At 69.9% G+C, this 22,316-nt stretch carries 21 protein-coding genes; 14 read left to right on the top strand and 7 right to left on the bottom strand.

All coding sequences use genetic code 11. The features are described from left to right. Positions 1-11 precede the first annotated feature (11 nt). Genes ACFQGD_RS17265 through ACFQGD_RS17255 form a run of 3 tightly spaced genes read right to left on the bottom strand, consistent with a single transcriptional unit; the run spans position 12 to position 2,680 of the window. The gene (locus tag ACFQGD_RS17265) at positions 12-914 is read right to left on the bottom strand and encodes a glycosyltransferase family 2 protein (RefSeq protein ID WP_345397001.1); all 903 of its coding nucleotides are present in this window, start codon (positions 912-914) and stop codon (positions 12-14) included. A gap of 3 nt (positions 915-917) precedes the next feature. Further along, positions 918-1,805, bottom strand: a complete 888-nt coding sequence (locus ACFQGD_RS17260; protein WP_345396998.1) for a glycosyltransferase family 2 protein — start codon at positions 1,803-1,805, stop codon at positions 918-920. Continuing rightward, on the bottom strand, positions 1,802-2,680 hold the full coding sequence (locus ACFQGD_RS17255) for a polysaccharide pyruvyl transferase family protein (RefSeq protein ID WP_345396995.1): 879 nt from the start codon (positions 2,678-2,680) through the stop codon (positions 1,802-1,804). Before ACFQGD_RS17255 ends, ACFQGD_RS17260 begins: the two co-directional genes overlap by 4 nt. Positions 2,681-2,771: 91 nt before the next feature. On the opposite strand from ACFQGD_RS17255, the gene ACFQGD_RS17250 reads away from it, so the two are divergent. From ACFQGD_RS17250 to ctaD, 12 genes are all read left to right on the top strand, one after another. After that, positions 2,772-3,752 carry a UDP-glucuronic acid decarboxylase family protein gene (locus tag ACFQGD_RS17250; RefSeq protein WP_345396992.1) on the top strand — a complete coding sequence of 327 codons (981 nt, stop codon included), beginning with the start codon at positions 2,772-2,774 and terminating at the stop codon, positions 3,750-3,752. A 135-nt stretch (positions 3,753-3,887) separates the two neighbouring features. Next, complete coding sequence (locus ACFQGD_RS17245) at positions 3,888-5,513, top strand: carbamoyltransferase family protein (RefSeq protein ID WP_345397046.1); 1,626 nt, start codon at positions 3,888-3,890, stop codon at positions 5,511-5,513. Further along, a complete protein-coding gene (locus ACFQGD_RS17240; RefSeq protein ID WP_345396989.1) occupies positions 5,510-7,015 on the top strand; it encodes an HAD-IIIA family hydrolase in 1,506 nt (501 codons plus the stop codon). The genes ACFQGD_RS17245 and ACFQGD_RS17240 overlap by 4 nt, the downstream gene beginning before the upstream one ends. Beyond that, positions 7,012-8,079, top strand: a complete 1,068-nt coding sequence (locus ACFQGD_RS17235; protein ID WP_345396986.1) for a glycosyltransferase family 9 protein — start codon at positions 7,012-7,014, stop codon at positions 8,077-8,079. Before ACFQGD_RS17240 ends, ACFQGD_RS17235 begins: the two co-directional genes overlap by 4 nt. Continuing rightward, a complete protein-coding gene (locus ACFQGD_RS17230; protein WP_345396983.1) occupies positions 8,057-8,635 on the top strand; it encodes a D-sedoheptulose-7-phosphate isomerase in 579 nt (192 codons plus the stop codon). The genes ACFQGD_RS17235 and ACFQGD_RS17230 overlap by 23 nt, the downstream gene beginning before the upstream one ends. Positions 8,636-8,664: 29 nt before the next feature. Beyond that, complete coding sequence (locus tag ACFQGD_RS17225; protein ID WP_345396980.1) at positions 8,665-10,215, top strand: PfkB family carbohydrate kinase; 1,551 nt, start codon at positions 8,665-8,667, stop codon at positions 10,213-10,215. Next, positions 10,212-10,898 carry an SDR family oxidoreductase gene (locus ACFQGD_RS17220; RefSeq protein WP_345396977.1) on the top strand — a complete coding sequence of 229 codons (687 nt, stop codon included), beginning with the start codon at positions 10,212-10,214 and terminating at the stop codon, positions 10,896-10,898. The genes ACFQGD_RS17225 and ACFQGD_RS17220 overlap by 4 nt, the downstream gene beginning before the upstream one ends. After that, complete coding sequence (locus ACFQGD_RS17215; protein WP_345396974.1) at positions 10,895-11,911, top strand: glycosyltransferase family 9 protein; 1,017 nt, start codon at positions 10,895-10,897, stop codon at positions 11,909-11,911. The genes ACFQGD_RS17220 and ACFQGD_RS17215 overlap by 4 nt, the downstream gene beginning before the upstream one ends. Beyond that, on the top strand, positions 11,911-13,236 hold the full coding sequence (locus ACFQGD_RS17210; protein ID WP_345396971.1) for a UDP-glucose dehydrogenase family protein: 1,326 nt from the start codon (positions 11,911-11,913) through the stop codon (positions 13,234-13,236). Before ACFQGD_RS17215 ends, ACFQGD_RS17210 begins: the two co-directional genes overlap by 1 nt. 103 nt (positions 13,237-13,339) lie before the next feature. Then, positions 13,340-13,870, top strand: a complete 531-nt coding sequence (locus ACFQGD_RS17205; protein WP_345396968.1) for a DUF4383 domain-containing protein — start codon at positions 13,340-13,342, stop codon at positions 13,868-13,870. A gap of 49 nt (positions 13,871-13,919) precedes the next feature. Continuing rightward, the gene (locus ACFQGD_RS17200) at positions 13,920-14,390 is read left to right on the top strand and encodes a hypothetical protein (protein WP_345396965.1); all 471 of its coding nucleotides are present in this window, start codon (positions 13,920-13,922) and stop codon (positions 14,388-14,390) included. 140 nt (positions 14,391-14,530) lie between these two features. Beyond that, complete coding sequence (ctaD, locus tag ACFQGD_RS17195; RefSeq protein ID WP_345396962.1) at positions 14,531-16,240, top strand: aa3-type cytochrome oxidase subunit I; 1,710 nt, start codon at positions 14,531-14,533, stop codon at positions 16,238-16,240. A 33-nt stretch (positions 16,241-16,273) separates the two neighbouring features. On the opposite strand, the gene ACFQGD_RS17190 is transcribed toward ctaD, so the two are convergent. The 3 genes from ACFQGD_RS17190 to qcrA are packed head-to-tail and all read right to left on the bottom strand — an operon-like array spanning position 16,274 to position 19,220. After that, positions 16,274-16,504 (bottom strand): hypothetical protein, encoded by a 231-nt coding sequence (locus ACFQGD_RS17190; protein ID WP_345396959.1) that lies wholly within the window; start codon positions 16,502-16,504, stop codon positions 16,274-16,276. Beyond that, positions 16,501-18,087 carry a cytochrome bc1 complex cytochrome b subunit gene (gene qcrB / locus ACFQGD_RS17185; protein WP_345396956.1) on the bottom strand — a complete coding sequence of 529 codons (1,587 nt, stop codon included), beginning with the start codon at positions 18,085-18,087 and terminating at the stop codon, positions 16,501-16,503. The genes ACFQGD_RS17190 and qcrB overlap by 4 nt, the downstream gene beginning before the upstream one ends. Further along, positions 18,084-19,220, bottom strand: coding sequence for a cytochrome bc1 complex Rieske iron-sulfur subunit (qcrA, locus tag ACFQGD_RS17180; RefSeq protein WP_345396953.1), 1,137 nt, complete (start codon positions 19,218-19,220; stop codon positions 18,084-18,086). The genes qcrB and qcrA overlap by 4 nt, the downstream gene beginning before the upstream one ends. Before the next feature lie 214 nt (positions 19,221-19,434). Between qcrA and ACFQGD_RS17175 the strand changes: the two genes are divergently transcribed. Both ACFQGD_RS17175 and ACFQGD_RS17170 read left to right on the top strand, forming a co-directional pair. After that, positions 19,435-21,096 (top strand): BCCT family transporter, encoded by a 1,662-nt coding sequence (locus ACFQGD_RS17175; protein ID WP_345396950.1) that lies wholly within the window; start codon positions 19,435-19,437, stop codon positions 21,094-21,096. Positions 21,097-21,196: 100 nt separating this feature from the next. Next, positions 21,197-21,601 (top strand): Hsp20/alpha crystallin family protein, encoded by a 405-nt coding sequence (locus ACFQGD_RS17170; RefSeq protein ID WP_345396947.1) that lies wholly within the window; start codon positions 21,197-21,199, stop codon positions 21,599-21,601. Between the two features lie 3 nt (positions 21,602-21,604). Here the strand turns inward: ACFQGD_RS17170 and ACFQGD_RS17165 are convergent, their stop codons facing one another. After that, on the bottom strand, positions 21,605-22,261 hold the full coding sequence (locus ACFQGD_RS17165) for a UdgX family uracil-DNA binding protein (protein ID WP_345396944.1): 657 nt from the start codon (positions 22,259-22,261) through the stop codon (positions 21,605-21,607). Positions 22,262-22,316 lie beyond the last annotated feature (55 nt).

The raw sequence follows: 22,316 nt of genomic DNA, 5'->3' as shown, positions 1-22,316 counted from the left end.
ACGCCGGGGCATCACCCCACGTAGCGCCGTGCCGTTGAGTGGCGCTGGGAGTGCTCCAGCAGCCGGAGTCCGTTCTCCACTCGGTCCGGCACGACGCACCGTTCCCGCAGCACCCAGCCCACCGACGCGGCGGCCTCGGCCACGGCGGCGGCGGTTGCCGTATCGGCCGGTGCTGAGCGCAGGACGTCTACCGTACGGCGCAGCGCGCTGCGCACCGGACGCCGCAACCACAGCGTCCAGAGTGTGTTCCGGATGCCGAGTTGCCTGCGGCGACGTGGGTCGCGCGCCCGCGACGGCGCGTGGTGGATCACGATGTCCGGGTCCCAGCACATCCACCAACCGTGCGCGGCGAGGTCAAGCGCGAGCAGCTCCTCCTCACCACCGAGCCACATCCGCTCCGAGAACCCTCCGACCTCACGGAACGCCTCGGCTCGGAACGTCGTCAGGCCCGCCATGACGCCGAACAGCGCCGGTCCGGGCAGCCAGTCCGGGCCAGGCACCGGGGAGTGCCGCAGCTCGGGTGTGATCGGGTCCTCGGCCAGCTCCGGTTCGACCAGGCAACGGCCGGTGATCGACGCCAGACCGGGGTGGGCGTCGAGCAGGTCGGCCGCGCGGGTCAGCGCGCCGGGCTGCCAGCGGGTGTCGTCGTCGCAGAACGCCACGTAGTCGGTGTCGCACTCGGCGACGGCGTGGTTCCGCGCGATCGCCCCGAGGTTGCGTCCGCAGCGCAGCAATGCGACGTCGGCGTCGGGGTGATTCCGCTGGAATGCGGCCACGGCTTCGGCGGTGCCGTCAGTCGAGGCGTTGTCCGCGACGATGATCGGGGCGGCGTCCGGCAACGCGGTCATGTGCCGCAGCGTGCGCAGCAACTCGTCGCGGCGGTTGTGCGTCATCATCACGACGGTCACTCGCATGCTTCAGCGCTCCAGCAGCCGTACGTTCGCTTCGACGCCGCGCGGGAGCCGACGGCGCTGCCACAGCGCGGTGGGCAGCTTGCGTACCAGTCCCGCCAGGGCCCGGGCCGCCATGACGTCGCGGGTCGCCGAAACGGCCAGTGCCAACCCGGAGCGCAGTGCCGTGCTCGGCGACCGTCGCAGCACGCTGATCAGCACGTCGTTGCGCAGGACGAGAGCCTTGCGGCGGGTGTGGTCGGCGTCGTCACGGACGGCGGGTTCATGGTGGGCCCGCACTTCCGGGACGTACCGCAGCCGCCATCCTCGCGCGGCGAGGTCGTAGGCGAGCAGCTTCTCCTCCGCACCCAGCTGCAGCAGGCGGCTGAACCCACCCGCATCGAGGTACGCGGCACGGCGCACGATCGCGCCGCACGCCAGGAATCCCAGTACCTCCCTGCCGGGGAGGTCGTCCCCAGTGGACAATGGGCTGTCCGCCATCGCCCGCGACGTCGGGTCGACCTCGCCGCGCGGTTCCACCACGGTTCTCGCAGCGATGAGGCCAACGTTCGGACATCGATCGAACACGGCTTCAGCCCTCGGGAGCGCGTCGCTCGCCCACCACGAGTCGTCGTCACTGAACCCCACATACGGTGTGGGCGCGGCGAGCACGCCGAGGGTGCGGGCCGCCGCACCAAGGTTCTCGGCGAGCCGCAGCACCCGGACGCCGTCGTGCCGCTCGGCGAGTGCGCTGGCCACGTCGCCGGTGGTGTCGGTCGAGGCGTTGTCCGCGATGATGATCGGCGGGCGCGGTCGGAGTTCGAGCAACCGCCGCAGCGTCACGGCCAGTGTGGCCGCGCGGTTCCGAGTCGCGATCACGACGCTGGTGCGCCCTCCCGCGTGTTCGTCAGTCATGCCGCGAGCTCCAGCCGCAGCGCGCCGCACAACGACTCCAGCAGTCGGGTATCGCCGCCCGCTGTGCGCAGCGCCTCGGGCGCCTCCCCAGACAGGCACCACCGCCACCAGGTATCGAGCCGCTCAGCGTTGACCTCATCCGCGCCGAGGACGGCGGGCCAGCGCAGCGCGGCGGCCTGCGCGGTGACCTTGCCGCCACCGTCGATCGGGTCGACGGTGATAGCGGGCACACCGGAACGCACGGCGAGCACAAGGCCGTGCATGCGCGTCGTGACGACGACGTCGAGCCTGCGCAGCACGGCGGTGAACTGGTCCGGCGTCGCGTGGTGCTGCCAGTCAGTGGTGTCGAGCCGGGTGTCCAGCGGCAACAGCGCCGCGTTGAGAGTGGACAGCCAGTCGTCCAACACCGCATGCACCCGGTCGTGGGATCCGCGAGCGCCGTACTCGCGCTGGCTCGGCGCGAGCACGACCCCCGCGACCGGTACCGGAGTCGTGTCCGCGGGATCGGCGAGGTCGGCGTGGCATGCCGCTCCCCCGTCGCGCGGCAGGATGCGGTGGAATCCCACGGCTGCGGGGTCGGCGGGGTTGACGACGCTGACGCCGACGGCGATCCGGTAGCACCGCGCGAACCGCTCGTGCAGCGCGGCCACCTGGTCGCCGGTCACCGGCCCGCACGCGAACACCAGATGCGTGTACACCGCCGGATCGACGTCGTCGAGGCTTCGCTCCGACGGTAGGAACCGAGGACTCCACGCCGTCTCGCAAGGTATGCCCCACTCGCCGAGAGCGTCACACACCCGGCACATGCTCAACACATCGCCCGCCGTCGCCTCGCCGTGCAGGAAGCTCGGCCAGCCGGTCACCAACACCCGCATGCGACCGCTATACCCGCTACGTCCGCCGAGTAATCGCGGCCGGCACGTCGTTCGCGGCGTTTGTACCGGTCAGGCCGGGGTATACCACGGCATGATCTCCCGACGGTTCGAACGAGCGCTCGTCACCGGCGGTGGCGGCTTCGTCGGCTCCCACCTGTGCGATCGGCTGCTGCGCGACGGCACCGAGGTGGTGTGCGTTGACGACCTCTGCACCGGCACCACGCGCGCGATCGCGTGGCTGCTGCGACACGACGGGTTCCGCTTCCTTGAACACGACGTCGCGGGGCCGTTGCCACCGTTGGACCGCTTCGATCTGGTCGCGCACCTGGCGAGCCCGGCGTCGCCCGTGGACTACCTCCGGCTGCCGCTGGAGACGTTGCGGACCGGCGCGGACGGCACACGGCACGCGTTGGAGCTGGCGAGGACGTCGTCGGCCAGGTTCCTGCTCGCCTCGACCAGCGAGGTCTACGGCGATCCGCTCGAGCACCCGCAGCGGGAGACGTACTGGGGCAACGTCAATCCGATCGGGCCCCGCAGCGTCTACGACGAGGCGAAGCGCTATGCCGAGGCGCTGACGGCGGCCTATCACCGCGAGTACGGCACGGACGTCGCGATCGCGCGCATCTTCAACACCTACGGCCCAGGGATGCGCGCCGACGATGGCCGCATGGTGCCGACGTTCGTGCGGCAGGCACTCGCGGGCGAGCCGGTTACCGTCCACGGCGACGGCACCCAGACGCGGTCACTGTGCTACGTCGACGACACCGTCGACGGGCTGCTCGCGCTCGCCGCCAGTGCGGAGCATGAGCCGGTCAACATCGGCAATCCCGACGAACTACAGGTCATTACCATCGCGGACGAAGTCCGCCGATTGGCCGGGCGCGGCTCTCCGGTGCGGCATGTGGCGGCGGACCCGGACGACCCGCGCCAACGGTGTCCGGACATCACCCGCGCCCGCGCCGTGCTCGGCTGGTCGCCGCGCACGGACCTCACCGACGGACTACGGCGGACGATCGGGTGGTTCGCGGACGCAGACGTCGGCGACGTCCAGTCCGCCACACGCGGTGAATGACAGTTTTCCGCCCACCCCACGGAACCCACTGCTCACCTGTGTGTTGTTTGGGGCGTCGCTGCGGTGGGTAGCGATTCAGTAGACGGCGCGCGGCAGACCGGCCGCTCGCACGACCCGGTTGCAGAGGACAGCATCATGCGTGTACTCGGGATCAACGCCGTATTCCACGACCCCGCCGCGGCGGTGGTCGTTGACGGCCATGTCGTCGCGGCGGCCGAGGAGGAGCGGTTCTCCCGTCGCAAGCACGGCAAGCGCCCGGTGCCGTTCGCGGCGTGGGAGCTGCCGGAGCAGGCGGCGCGGTGGTGCCTCGACGTCGCTGGCCTTGCACCATCCGATGTGGACGCTATTGGTTACTCCTACGACCCAGACCTCGTCGACCACTCGCTCGACGGTCTCGACCCCGGCTGGGAAGACCTCCGGACGATGTATGCCCGGCGCACACCGCACTTCCTGGCCACCGCACTGCCAGGACTCGATCCCGGCGTCGTCCGGTTCGTCCGCCACCACGTCGCGCACGCCGCGTCGGCCGGGCTGGCCGCGCCGCTCGGCGACACCGCCGTCCTGACGGCCGATGGCCGGGGCGAGACGGAGTCCTATTTGGCCGGCGAGTACCGCGACGGCGAGCTGGACGAGATCACCCACCAGCGACTGCCACACTCGCTCGGACTCTGGTACGAGGCGCTGACCGAACACCTCGGGTTTACGCGTTCCAGCGACGAGTACAAGGTGATGGCGCTGGCCTCCTACGGCGAGCCCCGCTTCGCCGACCGCCTCGCAGAAGACGTCTACGCCACCGACGACGGCGGGTTCCACGCGCCCCCGATGGACTTCGCGGCGTTCGCACCCCGTCGCGCGCCGGACGAGCCGATGCGGCAGGAACACGCCGACCTCGCCGCGAGCGTGCAGCGCCGCCTCGAAGACGTCCTGCTCGACCTGGCGCGGTGGCTGCACCGCTGCACCGGACAGCAGAACCTCGCGCTGGCAGGCGGTATCGCGCTGAACTGCGTCGCCAACACCCGACTGCACGACGAGAGCCCGTTCCACGAGGTCTGGGTGCAGCCGGCGGCAGGCGACGCGGGCACGGCGCTGGGAGCCGCCCTTCACGTGGCCACTGACCTGGGCGACCGAGTCACGCCGATGGCGGGTACGGACCTCGGCAGGAGCTTCGACGACGCCGAGATCGAGCGGACGCTGCGGCGCGCCAAGGTTTCTTACGAGCAGCCGGACGACCTCGCGTCGGAGGTCGCCGACGCGCTCGCCGACGACAAGGTCGTGGCGTGGTTCCAGAGCGGGGCGGAGTTCGGCCCCCGCGCGCTCGGCCACCGCTCGCTGCTCGCCCATCCCGGCAAGGCCGGCAACATCGAACGGCTCAACGACGTCAAAGGCCGCGAGCAGTTCCGCCCGATCGCGCCGATGGTACGGGCCGACCGCGCGGACGAATTGTTCAGCCGGGGGCCGCTGCCGAGCCCGTACATGTTGTTCGTGCACGACGTCGCCCCGTCGTGGCAGGAGCGCATCCCCGCCGTGACCCATGTGGATGGCACCGCACGCATCCAGACGGTCGACGCCAACGACCAGCCGCTGCTAACCGACATGCTCACCGCGTTCGAGAAGCGCACCGGGCTGCCCGCCGTCGTCAACACCAGCCTGAACACGGCGGGCCGCCCGATGGCGGACGACCCGCGCGATGCGTTGGAGTGCTTCGGATCCGCGCCGATCGACGTGCTCGCTATCGGCCCCTACCTAGTGAGGCGCGCATGAGAGTGTCGCGAACACCGACCGAGCTCGACTACACCGTGGTCATCCCGACCGCGGGCAGGGACAACCTCCACACCCTGCTGTGTGCTCTGGAGAGCGCCAAGGGCCCCGACCCCGCCGAGGTCATCGTGGTGGACGATCGCCGCTCGGGCGTGCCGATTGACGTCGGACATCTCGACATGCCAGTGCGGATGCTGACCTCCGGTGGCGGCGGCCCAGCGGCGGCACGCAACGTCGGCTGGCGCGCGGCGGCAACCGAGTGGATCGCCTTCGTCGACGACGACGTCAGCATCGCCGCCGAATGGCCGCGCAGGCTCGTCAAGGACATCAGCGACCTGACGTCCGATTGCGCGGGCAGCCAGGCGCGCTTGGAGGTACCGCTGCCGGATTGGCCGCTCACCGACAACGAACGCGACGCGGCGGGCCTGATGACGGCGTGGTGGATCACCGCGGACATGGCATACCGGCGTTCGGTGCTCGCCGAGGTCGGCGGATTCGACGAGCGTTTCCCCCGCGCGTATCGGGAGGACTCCGACTTGGCGTTGCGCATCCAGCGCGCCGGGTACCGCATCGTGCGCGGCGAGCGTGTCACGGGCCATCCCGTTCGCTCCGAGGCGCTGCTGACGAGTGTCCGCGCACAGCGGGGCAACGCCGCAGACGCCCTGATGCGCCGCACGTACGGCGCGAGCTGGCGCGAGCTGGCGGGTGCGGGACCGGGCAGACTCGGCGCGCACGTGCGTGCGACAGCCGCGTTCGCGGTCGCTGTTGCCGCCGGTGCGGCGGGACGTCCCCGGGCTGCGCTGACCGCGAGCGCGGTGTGGGCGGCGTTGACGGCCGGGTTCGCGGTGAAGCGCATCCTGCCTGGTCCGCGGACGCCGCGTGAGGTCGCCACCATGGCGGTCACGAGCGCGCTCATCCCGCCCGCCGCCTGCTGGCACCGGCTGCGCGGCGAGGTCGCGGCTCGGCGCGCGGCGTCGACTCGTGCGCGAACCGCCGTATTGTTCGACCGCGACGACACGCTGATCGAGGACGTCCCCTATCTCGCGGACCCCGACGGCGTGCGCCCGCTGGCGGGGGCGGCCGAGTCCCTCCAACGGCTCCGCGAGGCGGGGGTGCCGGTCGGGGTGGTGAGCAACCAGTCCGGCCTGGCGCGCGGGCGGTTCACCGAACGGCAACTGGCCGCCGTCAACGCCCGCGTCGAGGCGCTGCTCGGCCCGTTCGACACCTGGCAGATGTGCGTACACGGACCGGACGACGCCTGCGACTGCCGCAAGCCCGGCGCCGGTCTGGTGCGACGCGCCGCCGACGTGCTCGGTGTCGCGCCGTCGGGCTGCGTCGTCATCGGTGACACCGAGGCGGACCTTCGCGCGGCCGACAACGCGGGGGCACGCGGCGTGCTGGTGCCGAGCCCCCGCACCCGCCCGGTCGAGGTGCTGCGCGCCCGTCGCGAGCGACGCCTCGCTCGCGACCTGACCGAGGCGATCAGCCTAGGAGGTGTGTCATGACTGGCCGGGTCCTCGTCGCGCGCCTGGACAACCTGGGCGACGTCCTACTCGCCGGACCGTGCGTGCGAGCTGTGGCCCGCTCGGCGGACGCCGTCACAATGCTCGTCGGCCCACGCGGGCGCGCGGCGGCCGAACTGCTGCCTGGTGTGGACGAGATCGTGTGCTGGCGAGCGCCATGGATCGACCCCGAACCAGCCCCGGTCGATGCCGGCATGATCGACGACATCGTCCGGCGAATCCGAGCACTGCGGGTGGACGCCGCGCTGATCCTGACGTCGTTCCACCAGTCGCCGCTGCCGCTGGCGCTCACTCTGCGGCTGGCTGGCGTGCCGTGGATTGGCGCGATCAGCGACGACTACCCCGGCTCGCTGCTCGACCTGCGCCATCGCGTCGACGGTGACCCGCCTGAGGCATTGCGCGGACTGTCACTCGCCGCGGCGGCGGGTTTCCGGCTACCACGCCGCGACTGGCATCCGCGTGTCAAACATCCGCTGCCGGGCGTACGGCGACTCGTCGGCGAACCCGGCTACATCGTGGTGCACCCAGCCGCGTCGGCCGCCGCGCGGCAGCCGTCCGCCGCGACCAGCGCCGCCATTGTCCGGGGGTTGACCGAGGCCGGACACCGAGTCGTCGTCACCGGCGGACCGGGCGACACCGACCTCACCCACGCGATCAGCGACAGCGCGGGCGACCCCGAATCCGTCCTTGACCTCGGCGGGAAGACGTCGCTGCCGCAGCTCGCCGCCGTCCTCGACAACGCCGCCGCCGTCGTCGCGCCCAACACCTCGGCAGCGCACCTGGCCACCGCCGTCGGCACCCCCGTGGTGTCGCTGTTCGCGCCGGTCGTGCCGGCGGGACGCTGGGCGCCGTACGGCGTCGAGTGTCTGCTGCTCGGCGACCAGGCCGCTGCCTGCCGTGGCAGCAGGGCAAGGACGTGTCCGGTGACCGGACATCCCTGCCTCGACTCGCTCGATCCTGACCAGGTCGTCGGCGCCGTCGCTCAGCTCACGCCTGGCCACTCACCTGAGGAGGTGGACCGTAATGACCAACGTCTCGCCAGTTGACCGGCACTGGTCGGCGCTGACGACGGCGCTGGACCGTTCCCGCTTCGCCGCGCCGACCGTCAGCCGGTGGGGCCACCAGCTCGCCGACGTGCTCCGGCACGGCGGCAGGCTACTGGCCTGCGGCAACGGCGGCAGCGCCGCGGAGGCGCAGCACCTGACGGGTGAGCTGCTCGGCAAGTTCGTCGACGACCGGATACCCCTCGCCGCGATCGCGCTGCACGCCGATACCTCGGCCGCCACGGCGATCAGCAACGACTACGGCGCGGACGAGGTCTACGCCAGGCAGGTGCGCGCACATGGCAGGCCAGGCGACATCCTCATTGGACTGTCCACAAGCGGCCGCAGCGGCAATATCATCGCGGCCGCGAAGGCGGCGTCCGGCTGCGGCATGATGACCTGGGCGCTGACCGGCAGGGCGCCCAACCCACTCGCGTCGTTGTCCGACGACGCCGTGGCGGTGCCTGCCGACCACGTGGCCACCGTGCAGGAGATGCACCTGGCGATCGTGCACGCGCTGTGCGCCGTCGTCGACCACGCGCTGGGGGTCGCCTCGTGAGGACTGCTCGCAGGTCCGAACCATCGGACGTGAGGACTGCTCGCAGGTCCGAACCATCGGGCGCACCGCTCGTGATCGTCGGCGACACGTTCCTCGACGTCGATCTGGAAGGACGCGCCGACCGGCTTTGCCCCGAGGCGCCGGTGCCGGTGGTCGACGTCGGTGACGAGTGGCTGCGGCCCGGCGGCGCGGGACTGGCAGCCGCGCTGGCCACCCGTTCGACACCGGACGTCGTGCTGATCACCGCGATCGCCGACGACGAGGCGGGCGGCAGGCTCACTCGGCTGCTCGCGGACGCCGCCGAGGTGGTGCCGGTGCCGCTGCGGGGTGCCACCGTGTGCAAACGCCGGGTGCGTGCGGGCGGGCAGTCGTTGTTACGCATGGACTCCGGCGACGGCAGGGCCGAGCACGCCCCGCTGGACGACCGGGTGCACCAGGCGTTGGACGCGGCAGGCGCCGTGCTGGTGTCCGACTACGGCAGGGGCATCACGTCGAACCAGGCATTGCGCGCGCACCTGACCGAGCTGGCGCAGCGAGTCCCGGTGGTGTGGGATCCGCACCCGTCCGGCGCATCGCCAGTGGACCGCACCCGGCTGGTGACGCCGAATGAACCGGAGGCGTGGCGGTTGTGCGACGGCGCCAGTGACGCGGGCAGATACGACAGTCTCGCCCTCGGGACGCCCGGCGGATCCCACACGAACAACGGAAGTGTCCGGGACATCGCCTCGCTGCTGCGGCACGCGTGGCGCTGCGACGGCGTCGCCGTCACGCTCGGCGCGCGCGGCGCGCTGCTCACCGTCAACGGCGGCACCCGCACGATCCCGGTCTCCCCCGGCGCCGCCGACCGCGCGGCGGGCGCTCACGCCGACACCTGCGGCGCGGGCGACCGGTTCGCCTCGGCCGTGGCGGCGGAGCTACTCACCGGCGTCGACACCGAGGCGGCCGTGACCACCGCCGTAGACAGCGCGGCGCGATTCGTCGCGGCGGGTGGGGCGACGGGGTTGTCCCTCAAGGCAACACCGAAGGCCCACGCCGCACGGGCCCATGCGGCAGCATCGGCGTCACCACCGGTCGCCGCTGCCGTGCCGACCACGCCCGCGTCGTCCGGGGTCTCGGCCTTCGACGTCGCCGAGCGCATCGGCCGCGACGGCGGCACCGTGGTCGCCGCCGGTGGCTGCTTCGACCTACTGCACCCTGGCCACACCCGGCTACTGGAGCGCGCTCGCGAACTCGGCGACGCCCTCGTGGTGTGTCTGAACTCCGACAGATCTGTGCGGCAGCTCAAGGGCCCCGGACGTCCCATCCTCTCCGAGGACGACCGCGCTCGGCTGCTGCTGTCGATGTCCGCGGTGGACGGCGTCGTGATCTTCGACGAGCCGACGCCGACCAGCGTGCTTGACCGGTTGCGTCCCGACGTCTGGGTGAAGGGCGGCGATTACGACCCGGACACGCTGCCGGAAGCCGACGTCGTCCGGCGCAACGGCGGGCGCATCGAGCTGCTTCCGCTGCTCGGCGACTACTCGACCACGAAACTCGCCGCCACCGCGGCGAGCACCCACGGACAGGAGGGAGCCACGTGAGGCCACTCGGCACGATCCTGGTCACTGGCGGCGCGTCTGGGCTTGGCGCGGCGACCGTCGACGCGATCGCGGCAGCGGGCGGCACCCCCGTGGTGATCGACCGTGACGCTCCCGCCGCCGACGTCGACCACGTGCGCGCCGACCTTGCCGACACTGAGGAGACGACGGCCGCGGTCAAGGAGCTGGTCTACCGCGCGGGCCGCGTCGACGGCGTGTTCACGGCAGCGGGCATTGACGTCCCAGGCCCGTTGGACAAGATCCCCGCCGCCGACTGGGAACACGTCGTGCGGGTCAACCTGTTCGGCACCGCCGCGGTGGTGCGCGCCGCGCTGCCGCACGTTGAGCGCGCCGAGGGCACCGTGGTGACCTGCTCCTCCACGCTGGGGCTGCGCGCGGTCGGCGACGCCACCGCGTACTGCGCGTCGAAGTTCGGCGTCACCGGGTTCAGCCGTGCGCTCGCCGCCGAGACGTCCGGCCGTATCGGCGTCACGATGCTGGTGCCCGGCGGAATGCACACCAAATTCTTCGACGAGCGCCCGGAGCAGTACCGGCCGCCGGAGGGCGCGCCGCTGAACGCGCCCGAGGACGTCGCGGAGACCGTGGTGTTCGCGCTGCGTCAGCCGCCGGGCTGCGAGGTGCGGGAGCTGGTGGTGGCCTGCTCCGAGGAGGGGTCGTGGCCATGACAACCACGCCGACCCGCGCCGATGCCGGCGCTATCCCGGCCCCGACGTCGCCCGGAGCGTCGGTCCCCGCGTCCTCCGGTGTCTCGGGCGAGGTGCTGGTGCTGCGCGCGCTCGGCCTTGGCGACTTCCTTACCGCGCTCCCCGCGCTCCGGGCACTGCGGCGAGAGTTCCCCGATCGCCGGATCGCGCTCGCAGCGCCCGGTGGGCTGGAGCCGTTGGCGCGGCTGTGCGGCGCGGTTGACGAAGTGGTGCCCACGCGCGGGCTCGGTGTGCTCGACTGGCCGCGCGAGCCGCCCGAGATCGCTGTCAACCTGCACGGCAAGGGCCCGCAGAGCATCGCGGACCTGCTCGCGCAGCATCCTGCCGAGGTGCTCACGCATCGCCATCCGGACTTTCCCGACGTCGACGGCCCGTCGTGGCCCGACGACGTGCACGAGGTCGATCGGTGGTGCCTGCTACTCGAACAGTACGGGCTGACCGCCGACCGGCACGAACTCCAGCTCGCCCGGCCCAATCGGTCCAGTCCCGCGACAGGCGCGGTCGTGGTGCACCCCGGTGCCGCGTATCCGGCTCGGCGGTGGCCGGTGTCGCGGTTCGCCGTCGTCGCCCACGCACTTGCCGAACAGGGCCACCAGGTCGTCGTCACCGGCAATGGCGACGAACGGCTTCTCGCCGCCGATGTCGTGCGCCAAGCGGGATTGCCGTCGAGCGCGACGCTCGCCGGTCACACCGAGCTGCACACGCTCGCGGCCCTTGTCGCCGACGCGCGGCTGGTGGTGTCCGGCGACACCGGCATCGGGCATCTGGCCACCGCGTACGGCACGCCGTCGGTGCTGCTGTTCGGCCCGACGTCACCGTCGCGGTGGGGTCCGCCTCCCGACGACCGGCATGTGACGCTGTGGGCGGGCGAGGTCGGCGACCCGTTCGGCGACGAGCCGTCCGCCGGGCTGCTGCGGATCGACCCGGTAACGGTGTTCCGGGAAGCCACCGCGTTGCTCAAGAGGTGGTCTTGATGGCACGCGCGATTGGCACCACCGGCACGATTGGCGTCGTCGGCGCGGGGTACGTCGGACTCACCACGGCGGCATGCCTTGCCCATCTGGGGCATGACGTCGTCTGCGTGGACACCGACCGCCGCAAGGTCGCCCAGCTGCGGGGCGGCGCCGTCCCGGTCCGTGAACCTGGTCTCGACGAGATCGTTCACGATGGCACCCGCGCGCGGCGGCTGTCGTTCACGTCCGACATCGAGGCGCTCGCGGTCTGCGGCGTCGTCATGCTGTGTCTGCCGACGCCCATGGACGAGTCCGGCGATCCCGACACCAGCGCGGTGGATTCGGTCGTACGTCAGCTCGCGACGCTGCTGCCCGCCGACGCGGTGGTGGCGAGCAAGTCGACCGTCCCGGTCGGCAGCGCGCATCGTGCGGAGCGGCTGCTGAACCGCGCGGACGTCGCCGTGGTCAGCAACCCGGAGTTCCTGCGCGAAGGCCACGCCGTCGAGGACTTCCTGCGGCCAGCCAGGATCGTCATCGGCGCGTCCGACGCCTGGGCATGCCACCTGGTCGAGCGCATGTACGACGGTGTCGACGCGCCGATCGTGCGCACCGACCCGGTCAGCGCCGAGTTAGCCAAGTACGCGTGCAACGCGTTCCTCGCGGTCAAGCTGTCATACACGAACCTGCTGGCGGCGCTGTGCGAACGGGTCGGGGCGGAGATCGGCGAGGTCGCGCGGGTGATGGCGCTGGATGACCGGATCGGGGCGTCGTTTCTGCGGCCTGGGCCTGGCTGGGGCGGTTCGTGCTTGCCAAAAGACACGGTGGCGCTGCTCCGCACCGGTAGGCGCGCAGGGCTGGACTTCGGCCTGGTTCGGGCCGCCATCGACGTCAACGCCCAACAACTCGATCGGGTCGTGCGGGACGTCCGCCGGGCCGTGACCGGCGAGGAGTGCGGTCGCATCGCGGGACATCGCATCGGCTTGCTTGGGCTGACTTTCAAAGCGGGGACCGCCGACCTGCGCGACTCCCCCGCGCTGGCCGTCGCCGACGCGCTTGCCCGCGAAGGAGCGGTGTTGACCGGCTACGACCCCGAGGTGCCGAGCGACCGGCAGCGGGCGGTGGCCGACATACGGCTCGTCGACGATCCGTACCAGGTCGCCAAGGGCGCGTCCGCTGTCGTACTGCTCACCGAGTGGCCGGAGTTCGCCGAGCTGGACTGGTCGGTGATCGGCGCGGCGGCGAATAACCCAGTCGTCGTCGATACGCGCGGCATTCTGGACGATTCCGACGTCGAGCAGCCCGGTATCGACCGTATCGCGCTCGGCGACGGCACTCACCGTTCGTGACCGCCGCGAGTGCCGGAAACATCCAGGCGCCCGCGGCGCCTGGTTTGTCGGGTGACACAGCGGGAACTCCGATGCTGAGAAACCGATGCGGTAGGTGATGTTGATGCCCGCTGAGCCTCATCGTTCCGGCCGAGCCGACGAGCGGGATCGGCCTGACCAGCGCGGCCGACACGACACACTCACCGAGTCCGACGTCTATCACCGTCGGCCTGGGTGGCCGAAGCTGCTCGCGCTGGCCGTCGGCCTCCTCTATGCGGCTATCACCGTCACCAGCGTCATCAGTCTTGGCGCCACAGCGGTCGGCCCGCTCGGGCACCTGCATCTCGTAGCCGATTTCGGCGTGAGCTGGTTCTTGCTCGCGGCGCACGGGGGTACCGCCGTGTGGGGCTTGTTGGCACCCATACGGCGCTCGGCGACCAAGGTCTTCGGCGTCGCGCTGTTCATGGCCTACCTTGGTCTTTCGGCGTACAGCATTCCCGCGGTGATCGCGGAAGGCACCTACCTCAATGTCGGCTGGGGCAATGCCATCGTCTACGTCGTCACCTCGGCGGCAGGGCTGGCGATCGCGATCGGGGCATCGGCGGGCAAGCCGTTCCCGCAGGAGCCACCACCGGAGTCCGACGAGGTCATGTAGCCGCCATGCCACCGCACCGACGCTGACCCGCACGGGAAGAACCACGCTGATGACCACCAGCTCGCAGCGCCAGCAGTTCTCGTTGTACGTGCAGGAACTGCGGCTCTCCCTGCGCAACAACTCCGGCGCCTATGGGTTCTCCGTGATGATCACGTCGGTGCTCGCGGTGCTGACGTCGCTGCATCGCACGCCGGGCGTGGCCCACATCTTCCTGTTCCTGCTCGGGGCGGTGGCCAGTTTCGCGGCCATCCAGGTCGCCGCTACACGTGGGTTCCGTCGTTCGCTGGCCGAGCAGGAGCAAACGACGGTGGTTGCGCTCGGCGGTTCGCTGGGCATCGTGTCGATCTCCGTGGCGGTCGGCGCGGCCGCGTTGGTCGGACTTGTCCTGCCGGAGCTGGTCGCCTGGCCCCTCGGGTCTTTCGTTGGCTCGACGCTGTATCTCCTGCTCACCGCGCTGGAAATGAGCGCGGCACGGCGCATCGAAGAGGCCCGCGACCTCACCGGCAAACGCAAGGGGTAGACCCGTCCGCTAGGCCGGAGCACTCTCCGGCGCAGCGTCAGCGAAGTAGGCGAGAGCACCCAGCCGCTCGCCCACGTGTAGTCGTCCGGCGGCGTGGGTATGCCTTACACGCCAGTCAACGGGCGGAAGCGGTTGGGAGCATGACGCGAGCGAAAGACACCGAACTGGTCGAGGTGCCGGTCCGGCCGAGGCGCGAGCGTGTTCCGTTCGGCACGACGATGCTGCGGCTCGCCACCACGACCGATCACAAGATGATCGGCATCCTTTACCTGGTCACCACGTTCGGTTTCTTCCTGTTCGCCGGTCTGCTGGCGCTGCTGATGCGCGGCGAACTCGCGCAGCCGGGAATGCAGTTCCTCAACGAACACCAGTACAACCAGCTGTTCACCGTGCACGGCGCGGTGATGCTGCTGCTGTACGCGACACCGAACGTGCTCGGCTTCGCGAACTATGTCGTCCCACTACAGATCGGGGCACCCGATGTCGCGTTTCCTCGGCTCAACGCACTGTCGTACTGGCTGTACCTGCCGGGCGGATTGATGGTGATTGCCGGGTTCCTCACGCCTGGTGGGGCAGCCGCGTTCGGCTGGTTCGCGTACGCGCCGCTCAGCCGCGCGGAGTTCAGTCCCGGTATCGGTCCCGACCTCTGGGTCGTCGGACTGATCGTCAGTGGTGCGGGCACCATCTTGGCGACGGTCAATCTGGTCACCACGATCATCTGCCTGCGAGCACCAGGCATGACGATGTTCCGGATGCCGATCTTCACCTGGAACATCCTGCTCGTCAGTGTGTTGATCCTCTCGGCGTTCCCGGTGCTCACCGCGGCGCTGTTCGGCTTGCTCGCGGACCGCAAGCTCGGCGCGCACACCTTCGATCCCGCCAACGGCGGCGTGGTTCTCTGGCAGCACCTGTTCTGGTTCTTCGGCCACCCCGAGGTCTACATCGTCGCGGTGCCGTACTTCGGCATCATCTCGGAGATCATCCCGGTGTTCAGCCGCAAGCCGATCTTCGGCTACAAGGCGCTCGTGTGGGCAACAGGCGCGGTCGTCGTGCTGTCGTTCACGGTGTGGGCGCACCACATGTTCGCCACCGGGGCGGTGCTGTTGCCGTTCTTCTCGTTGCTGTCATTCCTCATCGCGGTGCCGACTGGCATCAAGTTCTGGAACTGGATCGGCACGATGTGGCGCGGCAGGCTCACCTTCGAGACGCCGATGCTGTTCTCGCTAGGCTTCATGCTGACGTTCGTGCTCGGCGGGTTGTCCGGCGTGATCGTCGCGGCGCCGGTGATGGATTTCCACCTGACCGACAGCTATTTCATCGTGGCGCATCTGCACTACGTCCTGTTCGGCACGATCGTGTTCGCCACCTTCGCCGGTATCTACTTCTGGTTCCCCAAGATCACCGGCCGGATGATGGACGAGCGGCTCGGCAAATGGCACTTCTGGACCACGCTCATCGGCTTCCACACCACCTTCCTGGTGCACCACTGGCTCGGCGCGGAAGGCATGCCTCGCCGCATCGCCAACTATCTACCCAGCGATGGGTTCACGGTTCTCAACAGCATCTCCACCATCGGCTCGTTACTGCTGGGACTGTCCATGCTGCCGTTCCTCTACAACGTCTTCGCCAGCTACCGCTTCGGCGAGGTCGTCGTCCACGACGATCCGTGGGGGCACGCCAACTCGCTCGAGTGGTCGACGACCTGCCCGCCGCCCCGGCACAACTTCTACGAACTGCCGCGCATCCGATCCGAGCGCCCGTCGTTCGAGCTGCACTATCCACACATGCACTCCCGGATGGAGCTGGAACGGCGGGTGCGGCACTACGGTGAGCCGCAAGGCGAGTCGTAGGAACCAACAGCCGTCGCGGGCGCGCACCCCGCGCTACTCCCCCTGCCGCCCTCGCGCCCGCAGGTTCCGCGCTCGTACCCGCAGAGCCTGCGCGAGACCGAGCGCGAACACCACGACCGCACCACCGCTGACGTAGACGTACACGGGATTCGGACCCCGCAGCAACGCCATCACGAACAGCCCGCCCAGGTACAGCAGACAGGCGAACGCCGCGATGAACAGGCCGGGTGCGACACGGTCCTCCGGGGTGGTGCGCTTCCTCATGACGTGTCCCCCGACGACGTCTCCCCGTCCTCACCTCGCTCTCGTTCGCGGTCCGGGGGTGGGTCGGGCCGCAGCAGCCCGCCCGGTACCGGTGAGCCAGCCAGGCCGAGGTCGTTGGCCTTCTTCGGTACCGGTGTCCCCGCGTACGGCAACGGCTTCGCCTCGCCGTCTGAGGTGGCCAGCGGCTGGTGGACGTCGACCATGTGCCCGTGCGGGTATCGCCGGATAATGCCGGTCTCCATGCCTTCCTCGAGCACCTTCCGGTCGTCGCGCTGCAAGGCGCGGCAGACGTGGTAGGTCAGCAGGTACGCCGCCAGCGGCAGGAACACGATCCCGATGCGGCCCGCCCAGAGCAAGCCGTTCAGCGAGATCTCCAAGACGTGCGCCAGGATGTCGTTGACACCGGAAGCCAGCAGCACCAGCACGAACGTGATGACCATCGCGCCGAGCCCGGTGCGGACCGGGGCGTCGCGGGGGCGTTCCAAGATGTTGTGCCGCCGGTAGTCCTTGGTGAGCGCCCGGTCGATCCATGGGTAGCACAGCGCGGCCCCGACCAGCAGCGTCGGCGTGATGACCGTCGGCCACATCACTGCCGGAATCCGGTAGTCGACCAACGGAATCTCCCAGGCGGGCCAGAGCCGGGCGGCACCGTCCACCCAGATCAGATACCAGTCGGGCTGCGACCCGGCGGAGACGTGCGACGGCTTGTACGGGCCGTAGTTCCAGATCGGGTTGATCTGCAGCAGCCCGCCCATCGCCGCGAGCAAGCCCGTGACGGCGGTGAACAGCGACCCGCTCTTGGCCGCGAAGCCTGGCAACACCCGCACGCCGACGGCGTTCGACTCCCGGCTGACGCGGCCGGGGAACTGCGTGTGCTTCTGGTACCACACGATCGCCAGATGCACGCCGATCAGCGCCAGCAGCAGCCCGGGCAGCAGCAGGATGTGGATGGTGAACAACCGAGGGATGATCTCCTCACCGGCGTACTCGCCACCGAACACCAGCCAGTGCAGCCACGTCCCCACCACGGGGATCGACAGCACGATTCCCGAGGTGATCCGCAGACCGGTGCCGGAGAGCAGGTCGTCGGGCAGCGAGTAGCCGGTGAAGCCCTCCATGATGGCGATCGTCAGCAGCAGCACGCCGATCACCCAGTTGACCTCGCGCGGCTTGCGGAACGCGCCGGTGAAGAAGATTCGCCCCATGTGTGTCACGATCGCCGCGACGAACACCAGGGCGGCCCAGTGGTGGATCTGCCGCGCGAGCAGCCCGCCGCGCACTTCGAACGAGATGTCCAACGTCGACTCGTACGCCCGCGACATCTCGATGCCCCGCAACATCGTGTACGAGCCGTCGTAGGTGACCTTCTCCATGGACGGGTCGAAGAACCACGCCAGGTAGGTCCCGGAAAGCAGCAGCACGAAGAAGCTGTACAGCGCCACCTCGCCGAGCAGGAACGACCAGTGCTTCTGAAACACCTTGTTGACCTGGTGCCGCATCGTCCCCGCCGACGGGAACCGCTCATCGACGACGTCGAACAGCTTCCCTGCCGCGGTGCCGCTGGTGCTGCGCCGCTGGCTCATGGCTCCAGCTCCCAGAAGCTCGGGCCGATGGGCGCGGTGAAATCGCCGGTCGCGACGAAGTAGCCGGACTCGTCGAGGTCGATCGGCAGTTGGGGCAGCGCGCGGGTCGCGGGTCCGAAAATTGGTTTGGCGTGCTCGCGGAGGTCGAACATCGACTGGTGGCACGGGCAGAACAGCCGGTCGGTCCTGCCCTCGTACATCGTCACCGGGCAGCCGAGGTGCGTGCACACCCGCGAGTAGGCGTAGAAGTCGCCGACGTTCATGCCTTCCCTGCCCGCCTTCGGCGCGACCTCCGTGCGCGGCGGCAGCCGCAGCAACGTCGCCGGGTTGTCGGCGCGGTGCCGCGCCTTGCTGAGCATCTCCGGGTTGTCGCGTTCAGACTCCCGGAACGGGACGACGCTCATGATGCCTGGCGCGCCAAGGTCCTCCGGCCGCACCAGAATGACCTCGTGCGGGTCCCCCGAGTCGGCGCGCAGGTAGACAGTCTCGCCCGCGACGGGCTTCCAGCCGGTCCGCCACAGCGTGTCCTTCGCGGACTCGTTCAGGCCCGTGGTGTCCCAGGGGTTATGCACAACGCCGCCCAGGATCGTGACACCGAGGCCGGTACCGAGCGCACCGACGCCGAGGCCCGCCGCGCGGGTGAACACCGAGCGGCGGCGCAGCCCGCTCGCGTTGGCCGCCTCCGCCGCGGTCGCGGCGAGCGTGGCGCGGTCCTCCGCGGGCGAGTGCTCGGCGTCGTGGCGCTGCTGCACCGCTTGCTCCTCCGGGAAGAACCGCTTCACCAGCACGATGAAGCCGAACGCGAAGCTGACCAGCGCCACGCCGATCGACAGCCCGAGCACCGGCGTGTAGAGCACGTACCAGGTATGGCCACCACCGCCGGGTGGCACGTACTGCCAGGGCCACGCCAGGTACACCACGGCCGCCGTGATGCCGCTGACGACAGTCAGCGCCCACCAGTACAGGACGTGCCTGCGGGCGCGCTTCTCCGCGCGCGTTCCGGGTTCCGGCCAGGGGTACTCGTACCTGCGCAGCTCGACGTCGTCCCGCTGGGTGCCCAGCCGGAACAGGTCCTTACCGTCGGCCTCCTGCGCGCTGGCACCCGGACGCTCGTCGTCCCCGCTGCCGCCCATGCCACCTCCCGCGACGCGACGAATGATGCGCACCGGGGCTACCCGGCGTCCCGCGAGCGAAAACACGCCGGTCAGCGCGCGGCGGAGGTGCCGCTCACCGGACGAATGTTTAGCGACCGCGTCGGCGCGGGGATCCGGCGCGCGTACGGAGCGGCCTGTGCGGCGCCGGCTGCCCGCAGGGCGCGAACACGAGCGCACCCGAGGAGGGCCGGATATGACCACCACCGGTCGACCCGCGTCGACCAGCGAGGAAAGCGAGGACGGCTACTTCCGCCGCCATACCAATCCGCCCGTTTTCTTCACCTCGATCGCCCTCGCGCTGGCTTTCCTGGTGGCGGGGGTGTTCTTCACCGACGCGACGGACAGGGCCGCCAGCGCGGTGCTCGACTTCATCACCACGAACCTCGGCTGGCTCTACATCCTGGTGGCCACGCTGTTTCTGGCCTTCGTCATCGCGATGATGGCGAGCCGTTACGGCAGGCTCCGGCTCGGGCCGGACGACTCCCGGCCGGAGTACCGCACGCTGCCTTGGTTCGCCATGCTGTTCAGCGCGGGTATGGGTATCGGGCTGGTGTTCTTCGGCGTTTACGAGGCCCCGTACCATTTGGTGAACGCCCCGATGGTCGCGAATGGTGGCCCGGACGGTCCCGCCGACGCTATGCGCTACACCATCTTCCACTGGGGTCTGCATCCCTGGGCGATCTACATCGTGCTCGGGTTGTCGATGGGCTACTTCTGCTTCCGCAAGGGCCTGCCCCTGCGGCCAGCGGCCGGACTGTATCCGCTGATCGGCGACCGGATCTACGGCTGGGTCGGTCATGTGGTCGACGTCCTCGCCGTGTTCGGCACGCTGTTCGGCCTCGCGACGTCGCTGGGACTCGGCGCGCAGCAGATCAACGCGGGGCTCGGCGAGGTGTTCGGGCTTCCAAACAATCCGACCCTGCAGCTCGCGATCATCGCGTTGATCACCGCGATCGCCGTCGTCAGTGTGGTCCTGGGGATCGACAAGGGCATTCGCAGGCTGTCGGTACTCAACCTGGGGCTGGCGCTCCTGCTGATGCTCTTCGTTTTCGCGGTCGGACCCAAGCTGTTCATCCTCACCGGCCTGGCCGACTACACCGGCGAGTATTTGCAGAACGTCGTGGGAATGAGCTTCGAAACCTTCAGCGCGGAGACGCACCCTGACGCGGCCGCGTGGCAGGCGAGCTGGACGTTGTTCTACTGGGGCTGGTGGATGTCCTGGTCACCGTTCGTCGGAATGTTCATCGCCCGCATCTCCTATGGCCGCACGATCCGGCAGTTCATCGCGGGCTCGCTGTTCGCTCCGGTGGTCGCCTCCATCGTGTGGTTCGCCGTGCTGGGCGGAACCGGGTTGTTCTACCAGCGCAACGGCGCCGTCGACATCGCGTCGGCCGCGCCGGAAGAGGCACTGTTCACCCTGCTCGGCGCGCTGCCATTGACGGGCTGGCTGGCGACCGCTCTCGCGCTGCTCACCGTAATCGTCGTGGCCGTCTTCTTCGCCACCTCGTCGGATTCCGGCTCTCTCGTGGTCGACATGCTCACCAACGGCGGCGACCCACATCCCGTCAGGGCCCAACGGATCTTCTGGGCGATCACCGAAGGTGCCATCGCCGCGGTGCTGCTCTGGGTCGGCGGTGCCGTTGCCCTTGGGGCGTTGCAGGCGGCGTCGGTGACCGCTGGGTTGCCGTTCGGCATCGCACTCGTGCTGCTCGCGATCGGCCTCGCGAAGGGCTTCCGGAGTGAGCGGCTTGCGTCGGTGCCCTCGGCGTCCGCGCTCGTCGCGAGCGACGCCAGCCGACAACGCGGCACCGCGCGAAAAGATCACGAGCCCGTCAGGGAATCCGTTGACACGTGACCCCGCACTCACCCATGGAGGACTGATCGACATGGCCCTACGCCGTAGAAAGCAGGCGCATCGGTACCCGTTCCGCGGCGTCGTCGACACAGTTAGCGAAATGAACCGAATCGCGGACCGCATGACCGGACTCGACGGAGAATCAATCACGCCAGGGCAACCAAGGCCGTACTCCGACGCGTGGAGCCCGGCGACCGACATCCTCGCCAAGGACTCCGATCTTGTTATTCGCTGCGACCTCGCCGGCGTCGACCCCGAGGACGTGGACGTGAGCCTTTCCCGAGGGACGCTGACGATCGCGGGCACCCGCGGCGAGGACGACGAGCAGGAGGACTACCTCGTGCGGGAGCGGTCTACCGGACAGTTCCGGCGCGACATCACCCTTCCAGAAGGCGTCCAGGATGACGACGTCCAGGCGAGCTTCCACGAAGGGGTGCTCGAAGTGACCATCCGCGACTCCGCGGGCGCGGCAGGTCCCGCCAAGATCGCGGTCAGGACGGACTGAGCGTCAGCTCAGCGCTCGCGCGACCGCCCGGAGGTCGTCCACGAGGTCCGCGTAGGCGCGTTTGCGATCCTCGTCCCTGGCACGCAGCACCGACGCCGGGTGTGTCGTGGCCAGCACGGCGGGCGGATCGGTCACGACACCCGCGGCGTCGACGTCCCACTCCAGCAGTTGCCCGCGCTGCTGGGTGATGCGGAACGACGTCCCGAGCACCGACTGCGCCGCCGTCGCGCCGAGGCACAGCACCAGGTGGGGCCGCAGCGCCTCCACCTCGGCGACCAGCCACGGGCGGCACGCGACGACCTCCGTGCGCGAAGGTTTCTGGTGTATGCGGCGTTTGCCGCGTTCCGGCGGGACGAACTTGAAATGCTTCACGGCGTTCGTCACATACGCCTCACGGCGGTCGATACCAGCCTCGGTCAGCGCCCGTCCCAACAGGGCTCCGGCGGGACCGACGAACGGCTCCCCCGCCGTGTCTTCCTTGTCGCCAGGCTGCTCACCGACCACGACGAGCTTCGCGTCGCGCGGGCCGTCGCCGAAGACCGTCTGAGTGGCGTGCTGGTACAGCCCACAGCCTTGGCACGACGCCGCGGCCGTACGCAGGCTCTCGATGTCGCGGTGGGCGGGCAAGAAGTCCGCCGCCGTTGTGGTCCGGGTCGCCATATCCGACGAGTACCCCGTCGGGACCGCTTTCACCCTCCTCACGGGTGTACCCGGG

It is taken from the genome of Haloechinothrix salitolerans (assembly GCF_042662605.1).
Classification (GTDB): Bacteria; Actinomycetota; Actinomycetes; order Mycobacteriales; family Pseudonocardiaceae; genus Haloechinothrix_A; species Haloechinothrix_A salitolerans.
This window is presented reverse-complemented; position numbering and strand designations above follow the sequence as displayed.

What these genes read in the sequence shown, in the direction of transcription:
- ACFQGD_RS17265 (WP_345397001.1), bottom strand. Translation starts at nt 914, where the DNA reads ATGCGAGTGACCGTCGTGATGATGACGCACAACCGCCGCGACGAGTTG.
- ACFQGD_RS17260 (WP_345396998.1), bottom strand. Translation starts at nt 1,805, where the DNA reads ATGACTGACGAACACGCGGGAGGGCGCACCAGCGTCGTGATCGCGACT.
- ACFQGD_RS17255 (WP_345396995.1), bottom strand. Translation starts at nt 2,680, where the DNA reads ATGCGGGTGTTGGTGACCGGCTGGCCGAGCTTCCTGCACGGCGAGGCG.
- ACFQGD_RS17250 (WP_345396992.1), top strand. Translation starts at nt 2,772, where the DNA reads ATGATCTCCCGACGGTTCGAACGAGCGCTCGTCACCGGCGGTGGCGGC.
- ACFQGD_RS17245 (WP_345397046.1), top strand. Translation starts at nt 3,888, where the DNA reads ATGCGTGTACTCGGGATCAACGCCGTATTCCACGACCCCGCCGCGGCG.
- ACFQGD_RS17240 (WP_345396989.1), top strand. Translation starts at nt 5,510, where the DNA reads ATGAGAGTGTCGCGAACACCGACCGAGCTCGACTACACCGTGGTCATC.
- ACFQGD_RS17235 (WP_345396986.1), top strand. Translation starts at nt 7,012, where the DNA reads ATGACTGGCCGGGTCCTCGTCGCGCGCCTGGACAACCTGGGCGACGTC.
- ACFQGD_RS17230 (WP_345396983.1), top strand. Translation starts at nt 8,057, where the DNA reads ATGACCAACGTCTCGCCAGTTGACCGGCACTGGTCGGCGCTGACGACG.
- ACFQGD_RS17215 (WP_345396974.1), top strand. Translation starts at nt 10,895, where the DNA reads ATGACAACCACGCCGACCCGCGCCGATGCCGGCGCTATCCCGGCCCCG.
- ACFQGD_RS17210 (WP_345396971.1), top strand. Translation starts at nt 11,911, where the DNA reads ATGGCACGCGCGATTGGCACCACCGGCACGATTGGCGTCGTCGGCGCG.
- ACFQGD_RS17205 (WP_345396968.1), top strand. Translation starts at nt 13,340, where the DNA reads ATGCCCGCTGAGCCTCATCGTTCCGGCCGAGCCGACGAGCGGGATCGG.
- ACFQGD_RS17200 (WP_345396965.1), top strand. Translation starts at nt 13,920, where the DNA reads ATGACCACCAGCTCGCAGCGCCAGCAGTTCTCGTTGTACGTGCAGGAA.
- ctaD (WP_345396962.1), top strand. Translation starts at nt 14,531, where the DNA reads ATGACGCGAGCGAAAGACACCGAACTGGTCGAGGTGCCGGTCCGGCCG.
- ACFQGD_RS17190 (WP_345396959.1), bottom strand. Translation starts at nt 16,504, where the DNA reads ATGAGGAAGCGCACCACCCCGGAGGACCGTGTCGCACCCGGCCTGTTC.
- qcrB (WP_345396956.1), bottom strand. Translation starts at nt 18,087, where the DNA reads ATGAGCCAGCGGCGCAGCACCAGCGGCACCGCGGCAGGGAAGCTGTTC.
- qcrA (WP_345396953.1), bottom strand. Translation starts at nt 19,220, where the DNA reads ATGGGCGGCAGCGGGGACGACGAGCGTCCGGGTGCCAGCGCGCAGGAG.
- ACFQGD_RS17175 (WP_345396950.1), top strand. Translation starts at nt 19,435, where the DNA reads ATGACCACCACCGGTCGACCCGCGTCGACCAGCGAGGAAAGCGAGGAC.
- ACFQGD_RS17170 (WP_345396947.1), top strand. Translation starts at nt 21,197, where the DNA reads ATGAACCGAATCGCGGACCGCATGACCGGACTCGACGGAGAATCAATC.
- ACFQGD_RS17165 (WP_345396944.1), bottom strand. Translation starts at nt 22,261, where the DNA reads ATGGCGACCCGGACCACAACGGCGGCGGACTTCTTGCCCGCCCACCGC.